The 12,504-nt window shown below is 34.5% G+C and carries 10 protein-coding genes and 1 tRNA gene; 10 read left to right on the forward strand and 1 reads right to left on the reverse strand.

Features of this window, described 5'->3' with window-relative positions; translation table 11 throughout:
• Nucleotides 1-83 precede the first annotated feature (83 nt).
• The 6 genes from BLV91_RS07915 to chrA all read left to right on the forward strand — a co-directional run bounded on the left by BLV91_RS07915 (nucleotide 84) and on the right by chrA (nucleotide 8,243).
• Complete coding sequence (locus tag BLV91_RS07915; RefSeq protein WP_091431559.1) at nucleotides 84-992, forward strand: pseudouridine synthase; 909 nt, start codon at nucleotides 84-86, stop codon at nucleotides 990-992.
• A 79-nt stretch (nucleotides 993-1,071) separates the two neighbouring features.
• A complete protein-coding gene (locus tag BLV91_RS07920) occupies nucleotides 1,072-1,434 on the forward strand; it encodes a nuclear transport factor 2 family protein (protein ID WP_091431561.1) in 363 nt (120 codons plus the stop codon).
• A gap of 50 nt (nucleotides 1,435-1,484) precedes the next feature.
• On the forward strand, nucleotides 1,485-3,242 hold the full coding sequence (locus BLV91_RS07925) for a DUF885 domain-containing protein (RefSeq protein WP_091431564.1): 1,758 nt from the start codon (nucleotides 1,485-1,487) through the stop codon (nucleotides 3,240-3,242).
• Nucleotides 3,243-3,524: 282 nt separating this feature from the next.
• Nucleotides 3,525-5,783, forward strand: coding sequence for a glycoside hydrolase family 3 N-terminal domain-containing protein (locus BLV91_RS07930; protein ID WP_091431566.1), 2,259 nt, complete (start codon nucleotides 3,525-3,527; stop codon nucleotides 5,781-5,783).
• Between the two features lie 374 nt (nucleotides 5,784-6,157).
• Nucleotides 6,158-7,021, forward strand: coding sequence for a c-type cytochrome (locus BLV91_RS07935; protein WP_091431568.1), 864 nt, complete (start codon nucleotides 6,158-6,160; stop codon nucleotides 7,019-7,021).
• Nucleotides 7,022-7,118: 97 nt separating this feature from the next.
• The gene (gene chrA / locus BLV91_RS07940; RefSeq protein WP_091431571.1) at nucleotides 7,119-8,243 is read left to right on the forward strand and encodes a chromate efflux transporter; all 1,125 of its coding nucleotides are present in this window, start codon (nucleotides 7,119-7,121) and stop codon (nucleotides 8,241-8,243) included.
• A 98-nt stretch (nucleotides 8,244-8,341) separates the two neighbouring features.
• Here chrA and BLV91_RS07945 read toward each other — a convergent pair.
• Nucleotides 8,342-8,426, reverse strand: a tRNA-Leu gene (locus BLV91_RS07945).
• Between the two features lie 112 nt (nucleotides 8,427-8,538).
• On the opposite strand from BLV91_RS07945, the gene BLV91_RS07950 reads away from it, so the two are divergent.
• From BLV91_RS07950 to BLV91_RS07965, 4 genes are all read left to right on the forward strand, one after another.
• Entirely contained in the window at nucleotides 8,539-9,927 is a 1,389-nt protein-coding gene (locus BLV91_RS07950) for a dipeptidase (protein WP_091431574.1), read from the forward strand.
• 251 nt (nucleotides 9,928-10,178) lie between these two features.
• Nucleotides 10,179-10,604: a toxin-antitoxin system YwqK family antitoxin gene (locus tag BLV91_RS07955; RefSeq protein WP_091431577.1), complete on the forward strand. Its 426-nt coding sequence runs from the start codon at nucleotides 10,179-10,181 to the stop codon at nucleotides 10,602-10,604.
• Between the two features lie 18 nt (nucleotides 10,605-10,622).
• Complete coding sequence (locus BLV91_RS07960; protein ID WP_091431579.1) at nucleotides 10,623-10,997, forward strand: BlaI/MecI/CopY family transcriptional regulator; 375 nt, start codon at nucleotides 10,623-10,625, stop codon at nucleotides 10,995-10,997.
• Nucleotides 10,994-12,457: a M56 family metallopeptidase gene (locus tag BLV91_RS07965; RefSeq protein ID WP_091431581.1), complete on the forward strand. Its 1,464-nt coding sequence runs from the start codon at nucleotides 10,994-10,996 to the stop codon at nucleotides 12,455-12,457. The genes BLV91_RS07960 and BLV91_RS07965 overlap by 4 nt, the downstream gene beginning before the upstream one ends.
• Nucleotides 12,458-12,504 lie beyond the last annotated feature (47 nt).

Genomic DNA, 12,504 nt, shown 5'->3' on the forward strand with positions numbered 1-12,504 from the left:
AGATAGCTAGTTATCGTTTTATAATTAGCAAATATCAATTAGCAACTATATAAATACTATCTTTGCACAAATTATAGAATATTATGAATAATAAGGAAGGCAATAATAAAAAAAGCGGTGCTAGACCAACAAGTTCTAGACCTAGCTCGAATAAGCCAAAACCTGCGATGCAAAAAAGGGCACAAGGGCCTAAAAAAGCAAAAATAAATACTAAGGTTGCAGAAGTTGTTACTGATAAAGTGGAGAAAAAACCGAATCAGGCACCAAAAAGACCAAAAGTAAAAGATGAAATTCGTCTTAATAAATATATCGCCAATTCTGGTGCTTGCTCAAGACGTGACGCAGATATTTACATTACATCAGGTAACGTAAAAGTAAATGGAATTCCAGTTGTTGAAATGGGATACATGGTAAAACCAGGGGATGTGGTAAATTTTGACGGAGCAGTTTTGACTCCGGAGAAAAAAGTTTACATCTTATTGAACAAGCCTAAAAACTTTACAACGGCACTTGATGAAGGTCAAGAATACCGTAATGTAATGGAGTTAGTTCGTGGATCAACCAATGCAAAAATTGGAGCTATTGGTAGAATGGACAAAAACACTACAGGTCTGTTATTGTTTACAAACGATACTGATATGATCCGTAAGTTTACATTACCAAGTCAAAAATCATCTAAAATCTATCAAGTTTCATTAGACAAAAACTTGAAATTTGAAGATTTAGAAAAAATAAACAAAGGTCTTACTCTTGATGGGCATAGAGTTTTTGTTGAAGATGTAAGTTACATTGAAGGAGAAGCTAAAAGTGAAATTGGTTTGAAATTAAGATCTTCAAACGTAAAAGTAGTTCGTTCTATTTTTGAGCACTTTAGTTATGATGTTTTGAGAATTGACAGAGTTGCTTTTGCAGGTTTGACTAAAAAGAATTTACCTCGAGGAAACTGGAGAATGCTTACAGACCAAGAGATTATCAATTTGAAGAACGTTTAAAATTCATTGAAATCATAAAATTAAAATCCCTTTTGCGTAAGCGAAATGGGATTTTTTTAATTAAAACCCCAAAAATAACATGACTCCTGAAAAACTGCAATCGATCGCTTTCAAATGGTTTGAGACTTTCAACAATAAAGAGCTAGAGAAGCTTTTATCCTTATATGACGACGATGCAGCGCATTTTAGCCCAAAATTAAAAATACACAAACCAGAAACAAATGGCTTTGTAACTGGCAAACAGGCGTTACGCGAATGGTGGCAAGATGCTTTTGATCGATTACCGAGTTTAAACTACAAAGTAACCTCGCTTACCGCAAATGGAGATCGAGTTTTTATGGAATACATAAGAACGGTAGACAATGAAGAGGAAATGCTTGTTGCTGAAGTTTTAGACATTAGAGAAGACAAAATCGTTGCTTCCCGCGTATATCATGGATAAGATTCTAGAATAAAACTATATTAGCTTTACTAACAACCAAACTAAACCTTATGAAAAAAACTCCTGTTGTTTTAATTGCCATTCTTGTTTCTATACTGGTAGTAAACTGTAAGTCAAAAGAACAAGATTTCACTAGTATAACAAAAAGTTATTTTGACGATAAAAATGCGCTGGATCCGTTGAGTGCAACACAAAATGGTCAAAACGAATACAACGACCAATTGCAGTTTGAAATGACTGATAGTTTTAGAAAAGCGCAACTTGATTTTTTTAAAAAATATGAAACGACCTTATCTTCAATAGATGAAAGTCAACTTTCTGAAGAAGAGAAAAACAGTTACGAAATCATAAAATGGGAAGTTGAAGTTGGAAAAGAATTATTAAAACAGCCAACTAATCTAATGCCTATCCATCAATTTTGGGGAACTCATTTGACAATGGGTCAATATGCAGGCGGAACAAGTGGACAGCCGTTTAAAACTGAAAAAGATTACACCAATTTCCTGAAAAGAATGGATACCTATAGTGTTTGGATTGATTCGGCTATGGTTTATATGAAAAAAGGAATTGAAAACGGAGCTGTATTACCAAAATCATTAACGGAGAAAGTGATTCCACAATTTGCTGAAATGGCAACTCCCAATATAGAAGACAATTTATTTTATTCATCTATAAAATTAATGCCTGCTACTTTTTCTGATCAAGTAAAGAAAGATATTACTGCAAAATATACTGCGACAATCAATGATAAATTGATTCCGCAATATAAAAAAATGTCTGATTTCCTTAAAAACGAATACTTGCCTGCTTCAAGAAAAACAAGCGGAATAGGGAATTTAGCTTTCGGAAAAGAATTGTATGCCGCTTACGTAAAACAATGGACTACTACAGAAATGACTCCATCAGAAATTCATGACTTAGGTTTAAAAGAAGTAGCACGCATCAATTCTGAAATGGAAAAGGTAAAAACGCAAGTTGGTTTTAAAGGAACTCTTATGGAGTTTTTTGATTATGTAAGAAACAAACCGGAATTAAAGCCTTTCAAAAAACCGGAGGATGTTATTGCTAATTTTGAAAGAATCCATAGTATCATCAAACCAAACGTAGACAAATTATTTTCTTTACAACCCAAAACAAAATTTGAGATCAGAAGAACTGAAGCATTCAGAGAAAAAACAGCTAGTGCAGAATACAGTCAAGGAACAGCAGATGGCTCCCGTCCTGGTGTTTTTTATGTTCCCATTCCAGACGTAAAAGAATACAATATGTATGGCGACGAAGATTTGTTTTTACATGAAGCTATTCCAGGACATCATTTCCAAATTTCACTACAACAAGAAAACACTTCATTGCCCGACTTTAGAAAATACAATTGGTTTGGAGCTTATGGTGAAGGTTGGGCTTTGTACACAGAGAGCTTAGGGAAGGAATTAGGCTTATATAAAGATCCGTATCAGTACTTTGGTATGTTAGGAAACGAAATGCATCGCGCAGTAAGACTAGTCGTTGATACTGGATTACATAGTAAAGGATGGACAAGAGAGCAAGCTATCAAATATTCCCTAGAAAATGAAGCCGAGAGTGAAGCAAGTATCACTACCGAAATTGAGCGCTATATGGCTATTCCTGGACAAGCATTGTCATACAAAATAGGACAATTGAAAATCATGGAGTTGCGTAAAAGAGCACAAGACAAAATGGGTGATAAATTTGACATCAAAAAATTCCATGAAATAGTACTAGAGTCTGGTGTGATGCCATTGGCTTTATTAGAGAAAAAAATTGATGTTTGGATTGCAGAAAAATAGTTCGAATTTATATTCTAACACAATAATAAGGAGTCTCATTGTATAATCAATGAGACTTTTTTTATACTTAAGAAATTCAAAACAAGACCATTTGCAAGATGTAGATTCGAATAAAAACCGTTTGCGAAATATAAAAACGAAAACGTTAAAGTTCATTAAAACAACAACTAATATGCAGTAAAATAATCATTAGCTTAAAAAAACAACTACTTTTAAAAATACTAATTAAGAAAGTAATCCTTTTTTTTAGAAGTTATAAACTACCCAAAACCAACCAAAAAAATGAAAAAAATAATTTTACAGCTATTTGTACTTTCACTATTTTCAAGCGCTGCTTTTAGTCAAAGTTCGAAAGCAGAAATTGACAAAAAAGTTTCTGAGTTACTTTCAAAAATGACTACCGAAGAAAAAATAGGTCAGATGACTCAGATCACTGTGACTAATTTTGAAGCAAAGGGAAAACCCGGTGTCTTTGACATGGTAAAATTAAAAGAAGCAATCCAGAATTATCATATTGGCTCTATTTTAAATGTTCCAAATCCTGGGGCGCCAACTATTCAAAGATGGAAAGAAGTAATCACAACAATTAATAACGAATCAAATAAAACGAGATTAAAAATCCCTGTTTTATATGGTATTGACGCCATTCACGGTTCTAGTTATACTTTAGGCGCAACCTTATTCCCACAACAAATAGGGATGGCAGCAACCTTTAATACGGATTTAGTAAAAAAGGGAGCCGAAATATCAGCTTACGAAACCCGAGCTTCTTCTATTCCATGGGTTTTTTCCCCAGATTTAGATTTACCTAGAAACCCAGCCTGGTCTAGAACTTGGGAGTCTTTTGGAGAAGATGCATACTTATCAGCCCAAATGGGTGTTGCTATGGTTGAAGGTTTTGAAGGAAATGATGTTGGCTCTAAATATCATGTAGCTTCTTGCATGAAACATTTTATAGGTTACGGAAGCACCACAACTGGTAAAGACAGAACACCTAGTATTATTCCGGAACGCATCCTTAGACAATATGATTTGACTATTTATCAAGCTGCGATTAAAGCCGGTTCAAAAAGCATCATGGTAAGTTCTGGTGAAATAAACGGTACTCCGGTTCATGCCAGTAAGCATTTAATCACTGACATCTTAAAAAACGAATTGGGATTCGACGGAGTTGTAGTTACGGATTGGAAAGACATTATATACCTATACACGAGACATAAAGTTGCCGAAAACAATAGAGATGCTGTAAAAATATCTGTAATGGCAGGAATTGACATGAGTATGGTTCCTGAGGATTACACCTTTTATAATGACTTATTGGATTTAGTCAACAAAGGAGAAGTACCGATGTCTCGAATTGACGATGCTGTTTCAAGAATCTTAAAAATGAAATTTGAAGTTAATTTATTTCAAAACAACATCGCAGATTTGAAAGATTACCCAAAATTTGGATCTCAAGAATTTATTGATGTTGCTTATAATTCAGCAGCAGAATCTATTACTTTATTAAAGAACAAAAATGAAATTTTACCTTTAAATAAAAGTGAAAAAATCTTAGTTACTGGTCCTACTGCAAATAGTATGAAATCACTAAATGGAGGATGGACGTATACTTGGCAAGGTGAAAATGCTGATGTTTTGGCTGCCGACAAGTTCACCATTCTGGAAGCACTGCAAAACAAGATAGGCAAAGCAAATGTCCTTTATACAAAAGGAGCCGATTTAGCGGTTGAAGATGATCTTGAAATTCAAAAAGCGGTTGAACTTGCTAAGGATGCATCAAAAATAATCTTATGCCTAGGCGAAAAAAATTATACGGAAACTCCTGGAGACATCAGTAATTTATTCATTAGCAAATCACAAATAAAGCTGGCCTTGGCTTTATCAAAACTGAACAAACCTATTGTTCTAGTTTTAAATGAAGGACGTCCTAGACTAATAAGTGACTTTGAAGATAAAATGAATGCAGTAATTCAATGCTACTTACCAGGAAATGAAGGTGCCAGAGCTTTAGCAGATATTCTTTATGGTGATGTAAACCCGAGTGGAAGATTACCTTACAACTACCCTAGATTCCCAAATTCATTAGAAAAATACAATCGAAAATACACAGAAAGCCTAGGTGATGAAGAACAAAACGACGACGCTCAATACGAGAAAAGCTATTCTCCACAATTTGAATTTGGATCTGGCTTGTCTTATACAACATTTGCTTATTCTAATCTAAACATTGACAAATCAGAAATAAACAATACCGATAACATAACGGTAACTGTTGAAGTGAAAAACATTGGTGAAACTGCTGGAAAAGAGGCCGTTTTACTTTATTTGTCTGACAAAGTTGCCAGTATCACACCTGAGGTTAAAGCATTGAAACGTTTTGCAAAGATATCCTTGGCGCCAAATGAGTCCAAAACGATTACTTTTGTTTTGAACCAAAAAGACTTACGATTTGTAGGTAATGATTTGAAATGGATTGCAGAAAACGGAACTTTTAAAGTTCAAATTGCCACTCTTACTAAAGAGTTTGTGTTGAAATAGAAAATCAATTACAGTATATTAAAAAGGGATTGCAAATTAAAATTTGCAATCCCTTTTTCTGTTTTTTCAACAAACTTACTCTAATCAATACACCAACGTTTGAATAGTATGCGGAGGAATTACAACTGCTGCCAACAAATAGGTAAAATACCGATTTGTTACAATTATTTATTCATCTATTACCATATTAGCATGCAGTCCTGCAAAACAACAATTAACCACATCGTTTAGCATAATCTTTTCACCTAAAAAAAAGCTCCAGACTGTTGCCGCTAAAAATCTAGAAAAATATGCTAATTTTATAGTATCGATTTCATTACAATAATTACTTTACAATAGCTTTTTAACTACTTTTCGTCATCAAACATTAAACAATGCAAAAATTCAAATATAGATTAATGGTTATTTTGTCGGTAGTAGCTTTGGGCTGTCAAGAAAAAAAGAAACAGACAGAAGTTTCAACAACTGAGACTTCGATAAATGTTTCGACCAATACTTCTGATTCTTTGACTATCGATTTAGTCGAATTACAAAAAGCTGGAAAATTAAAAAAAACCATAATTGTCACCGTGGACGAAGATCCCGTTTATCATGGCAAAAAGCGTTACAATGCTATTCCGTTTCCCGAATTGCTTGACGATTATTCTAAAATTAAAAATTTACAGGCAGATAAATACCAAATTATTTTCGAATGTGAAGATGGCTATAAACCAATGATGCCATTGCAAAAATTCTTATCCGCTAAATCTTTTTTGGCCATCGGTGATGTTGACGCGCCAAAAGGAGAATCGTGGTCAAAAATCATCAAAGATGGTCATGAAATGAAAGCGGCTCCCTTTTATTTAATCTATCAGGGAGTATCCTCAAAAGACACCGATTATAAATGGCCATATAATTTAATAAAAGTCCACTTGGTATCTACCATTGAAAATATCTCACTTCTAAATCCGAGAGACGATGCAACCGCAACAATCGGTTTTGAATTATTTAATAAAAATTGCATAAGTTGTCATGCCATCAATAAAATTGGAGGAAGCATGGGACCCGAACTGAATTATCCAAAAAGTGTGACTGAATATTGGAACCAAAACCAATTAAAAAAATTCATACAGAATCCGGCGTCTTTCAGAAACGGAGTAAAAATGCCCACATTAGCCAACTTGACAGAGAAAGAGATTGAAACCATTGTCTATTATCTAAGCTATATGTCCAATCACAAGCTGCAAAAACCAGAATAGATCTTAAAAACAAAATTTCATAAAATCTTAATTAAAAAACGAAGAGAAAGTTTAATTAATAATTATTTTAGCCGAAAAAGACAAAACGACAACCTTAATGAGCGACAAAAACTCTTTAAAAGAAATTGCCAAACTATTTTTGAAATTGGGTATAATAGGCTTTGGAGGCCCAGCAGCTCATATCGCAATGATGAGACAGGAAGTGGTAATCAAAAAGAAGTGGCTATCAGAACAACATTTTTTAGATCTCATTGGAGCCACAAGTTTAATACCTGGTCCTAACAGTACAGAGATGGCTATTCATATTGGCCATGAAAAAGGCGGCTGGAGAGGTTTAATTGTTGCGGGAGTTTGCTTTATCATGCCCGCAGTTCTTATTACGGGAGTTTTTGCTTATTTCTATAAAATATACGGTCAGCAACCTGAAGCACAAGTTTTTTTGTACGGAATCAAACCTGCAATTATCGCTATCATTCTCGCTGCGATTTATCCATTGGCCAAGAAATCCATAAAAACAACACAGTTAGCAATCATATCCTTGGTAGCATTAGCCCTTTCGATATTAAAATTCAATGAAATATACATTCTGTTTGGTGCAGGTTTAATAGCCTTGCTATATTCCAAGTTAAAAAGCGGTCAACCTTTCAGCCTTATCCCACTGACATTAGTCCAAGTCACAAAAACGACTTTAGTAACGGCAACCAATTGGAATCTGTTTCTAATATTTTTAAAAATAGGCGCCATTCTTTACGGAAGCGGCTATGTTCTCTTTGCTTTTTTGGATACTGAATTAGTCTCAACTGGACTTATGTCTAGAGCTACCTTAGCAGATGCCATCGCAATTGGTCAGTTTACTCCCGGCCCTGTTTTTTCGTCGGTGACTTTTATTGGTTACCAATTAAATGGTCTACAAGGAGCAATAGTAGCAACGATTGCCATTTTCATACCATCATTCCTGTTTGTTGCCTTGTTAAATCCGCTAGTAAAAAAGATGCGTAATTCGCCGTCTATTTCTGTTTTCCTAGATGCTGTGAATGTAGCTTCGGTAGCGATTATTGTTGCTATTTGTTGGCAAATGGGTCGCGATTCAATATTCGATTGGAGAACTGCATTAATTGCTATAACCAGCATTGTAGTAACTTTTGGTTATCCTAAAGTAAATAGCGCATTTATTGTCATATATGGAGCGGCAGCTGGATACTTTTTGTCTTTTTTGGGATAAACAAAAAGATATTTCGTTATTTGAGATCTTGATATATAAAGTCTCATCAACCAAAAAATATTTAACAAAAAAAAAGCTTCTCGATTGAGAAGCTTTTTTGGTGCGGATAATAGGACTCGAACCTACACGCCTTGCGGCACCAGATCCTAAGTCTGGCATGTCTACCAATTTCACCATATCCGCGTGCAATTGTGGGTGCAAATATAATCATAACTTCGAACATTCAAAGCAATTTTTGAAATTTTTTTTTATTCTATTTTTCGTACTTTTGAAACTATAAAAAATAATCAAATAAATGGAAAATATTAAGTCATACGTTCAACAAAATAAAGATCGTTTCATCAACGAATTAATCGAATTATTGAAAATGCCTTCCGTTAGCGCTGATGCAGCCTACTCTCAGGATGTTATCGATACTTCTGAGGCAGTAAAAGTAAGCTTAGAAAAAGCAGGTTGTGATTTTGTAGAAATTTGTGAAACAGCAGGTTACCCAATCGTTTATGGTGAAAAAATAATCGACAAAAACTTGCCAACGATCTTAGTTTATGGTCATTATGATGTTCAACCGGCAGATCCAATCGAATTATGGACCTCTCCTCCATTCGAACCTGTTATAAAAACAACCGAAATTCATCCTGAAGGAGCCATTTTTGCTCGTGGTGCCTGTGATGATAAAGGACAAATGTACATGCACGTAAAGGCATTTGAATACATGGTTCAAAACAATAATTTGCCTTGCAACGTAAAATTTATGATTGAAGGTGAAGAAGAAGTAGGAAGTGTCAACCTAAAAACCTTTGTTGAAAACAACCATGACAAGCTAAAAAATGATGTGATTTTAATTTCTGACACTGGAATGATATCAAATCAACAACCATCTATTACTACAGGTCTTCGTGGTTTAAGCTATGTTGAAGTTGAAGTTACTGGGCCAAACCGTGATTTGCATTCTGGTTTATATGGAGGCGCTGTGGCAAATCCTATTAACATTTTGGCTAAAATGATTGCATCTCTTCATGATGAAAACAATCACATTACCATTCCAGGATTCTATGACAATGTAGAAGAATTATCTCTTGAAGAAAGAGCTGAAATGGCCAAAGCGCCTTTTAGTTTAGAAAAATATAAAAAAGCACTAAACCTGAATGATGTTTATGGTGAAAAAGGATATGTAACTAACGAAAGAAACTCCATCCGTCCTACGCTAGACGTCAATGGAATCTGGGGAGGTTACACTGGCGAAGGAGCTAAAACCGTTATTGCAAGTCAGGCTTTCGCCAAAATATCGATGCGATTGGTTCCTAATCAAGATTGGGAAGTGATCACAGATTTATTTGCAAAACACTTCGAAAGTATCGCTCCAGCTGGCGTTACCGTAAAAGTAAAACCGCATCATGGCGGACAAGGTTATGTGACTCCTATTGACAGCATTGGTTACAAAGCGGCAAATATGGCTTACACAGAAACTTTTGGTGTTCCTGCCATTCCAGTACGTTCTGGAGGTAGTATTCCTATCGTTGCTTTATTCGAAAAAGAACTAAAAAGCAAAACAATCCTAATGGGATTTGGTCTTGACAGCGATGCCATTCACTCGCCAAATGAGCACTTCGGAATCTTTAATTTCCTTAAAGGAATCGAAACTATTCCGTTGTTCTACAAATATTTTGTCGAGCTAAGTAAATAAAATAGCTCATAAACACACTTCAAAATCCGTTCAGCAATGAGCGGATTTTTTTTTGGGCGTTACCCGCTAAAAACAGCGGGTCAGGCTTTACGTTACAATCTTTTTATTTTAAGAAAAATAAAATAAAAAGGATTTCCTCTACAATCCTTAACGCAAACCACTTCATCATAAATAGTTACAAAAAAATTTGTTTTATAAATATTTAGTTCTACATTTGTAGAGCTAGGTTTAATTTTGTAGAACAAAAGTGTATGAAAAAACTAACTATCATTATATGCTGTCTCATTTTGAGTTTGATTTCCTGCAAACCCAAACAAACCAACCAAAAAATAAATAAAAAGAGGGAAGGTCTTTGGGTAGAACAATATACATTGGACAGTGCGCATTATAAATCAGTCGGGAAATACAAAAATAACGACCCAGTAAAAAAGTGGCGCTATTACCTAGATGGCAAAATAATCAAAAAAGAAAGACGAAAAGGAAATACATGTTGCGCCAAATTTTACCATCAAAATGGAAAAATGCAATCCCGAGGATTAACCGTTTTAGACACCAGCACAAAATACGCCCATTGGTACTATAGCGGAAACTGGAAATTCTACGACTACAAAGGAAAACTGCTAATCAAACGAAACTATCAAAATGGCAAGCTTGTTTCTGAAACAATCCTGAAATAAAACTATAAAAAAATAAAAATGCAACAACTTACAAATGCCGAAGAACAATTGATGGAACACCTTTGGAAACTAGAAAAAGCTTTTATGAAAGATTTACTTGAAGCTTTTCCAGAACCGAAACCAAAAACTACTACTGTAGCCACCTTACTAAAAAGAATGATAGATAAAGATTTTGTGAGATATAACGAGTTTGGAAATTCAAGAGAATACTATCCCTTGGTAAAAAAAACCGACTATTTCTCTAAACATGTAAATGGCCTAATCACTAATTTCTTCAACAATTCGGCCTCACAATTTGCTTCCTTCTTTACCACCGCAACGAATTTATCATCCTCGGAATTAGAAGATCTAAAAAAAATAATAGACAGTGAACTTCAAAAAAAGAAAAAATGATAGACTTCATAATCAAATCGACACTTTCCTTGTTCGTGTTATTAACCGTATATCACATCCTATTGGAAAAAGAAAAAATCCATCAATTCAATAGATTCTATCTTTTGTTTAGCCTTGTTTTTTCGCTCAGTATTCCATTTATAACCATTGAAGTGATACAGGAGTCAATAAATCCTCTGATAGGAAAAACTGCAATTCAACCTGGAGAAGCAACCATGACTATTATAGAAGATTCGATGAATTACTGGATTATAAGCCTTTGGACTTTATATGCCATAGTAACTTCGGTACTTCTAATCCGTTTCCTGAAAAACATTCTAAAATTAACATCAAGAATAAAATCCAACCCTGTTGTTGATTACAAAGACGCAAAACTAGTTTTATTAAAAGAAAAAATACTTCCACATACTTTTCTGGACGCTATATTCATCAACGAAACGGATTACCATAATCGAAAAATTGAAGCAGAGCTATATACACATGAACTAATTCATGTAACCCAAAAACATACACTAGATATTTTGCTGATAGAAATTCTTAAAATGGCGTTTTGGTTTAACCCCATTTTTATTTTTTATAAAAAAGCAATACAACTCAACCACGAATTTCTAGCAGATGAAAAAGTGGTAAAATCCTACAACAATGTTCCGTTTTACCAGAATCTATTATTATCAGTGGCAAACGCGAACTCAAACTATTACTTGGCCAGTAATTTGAATTATTCAATAACTAAAAAAAGATTAATTATGATGACAAAAACCACATCAGCATCTAAAGCTATGCTGAAAAAGCTAGTCCTAATGCCACTATTTTCCGCCCTAATTTTCTTTACGTGTGTAAAAACAGTAGCCCAAGAAAAGAAAGTAGAAGCCACAATCAATTTGGAAACTCAAGTTACCGGCATGGAGAAATATTTCGAAAACACTATTTTTAAAATTTCAAATGCTACAGGAGATTTTATTTCCGAAAAGAAATTCAATCAGCTGACAACTGAAGAAAAGAAAATCATTCCACCACCTCCACCACCTGTCATAGCGCCGACAAGCAATCAGGAAAAGAGTAAGCAACTCGAAGACCTGAAAAATGCAAAAGGTCCAAAATATATTGAGTTAATAGTCGATAATAGCAATACAGACTCAGTTTACAATGTTGCAGATACAGAAACAAAGCCTACATTTCCAGGCGGAATGGATGCGTTTTATAAATTTGTTGGAGAAAATTACAAAATCGCGCCAGAAGCTTCAAAAATAAAACTAAAAGGCAAAGTTTATGTCACATTTATAGTTGAAAAAGACGGCTCTCTTTCAGAATTTAGAATGCTTCGCGATATGAATTACGGAACTGGCCAGGAAGCAATTCGGGTTTTAAAACTATCCCCTAATTGGATTCCGGCCACGGTAAACAACGAAGCAGTTAGAGTAATGTATAGCCTTCCAATCACCATTGAAACAGCTAAATAAAAGCTTATAAAAACAATAAATCCGCTTCTATTAGAGGCGGATTCATC

The sequence above is a fragment of the Flavobacterium degerlachei genome, assembly GCF_900106645.1.
In the GTDB taxonomy this organism is placed as follows: Bacteria; Bacteroidota; Bacteroidia; order Flavobacteriales; family Flavobacteriaceae; genus Flavobacterium; species Flavobacterium degerlachei.

Coding starts and splice junctions, on each gene's coding strand:
- BLV91_RS07925 (WP_091431564.1), top strand. CDS start 1,485: ATGAAAAAAACTCCTGTTGTTTTAATTGCCATTCTTGTTTCTATACTG.
- BLV91_RS07955 (WP_091431577.1), top strand. CDS start 10,179: ATGAAAAAACTAACTATCATTATATGCTGTCTCATTTTGAGTTTGATT.
- BLV91_RS07935 (WP_091431568.1), top strand. CDS start 6,158: ATGCAAAAATTCAAATATAGATTAATGGTTATTTTGTCGGTAGTAGCT.
- BLV91_RS07930 (WP_091431566.1), top strand. CDS start 3,525: ATGAAAAAAATAATTTTACAGCTATTTGTACTTTCACTATTTTCAAGC.
- BLV91_RS07920 (WP_091431561.1), top strand. CDS start 1,072: ATGACTCCTGAAAAACTGCAATCGATCGCTTTCAAATGGTTTGAGACT.
- BLV91_RS07960 (WP_091431579.1), top strand. CDS start 10,623: ATGCAACAACTTACAAATGCCGAAGAACAATTGATGGAACACCTTTGG.
- BLV91_RS07950 (WP_091431574.1), top strand. CDS start 8,539: ATGGAAAATATTAAGTCATACGTTCAACAAAATAAAGATCGTTTCATC.
- chrA (WP_091431571.1), top strand. CDS start 7,119: ATGAGCGACAAAAACTCTTTAAAAGAAATTGCCAAACTATTTTTGAAA.
- BLV91_RS07965 (WP_091431581.1), top strand. CDS start 10,994: ATGATAGACTTCATAATCAAATCGACACTTTCCTTGTTCGTGTTATTA.
- BLV91_RS07915 (WP_091431559.1), top strand. CDS start 84: ATGAATAATAAGGAAGGCAATAATAAAAAAAGCGGTGCTAGACCAACA.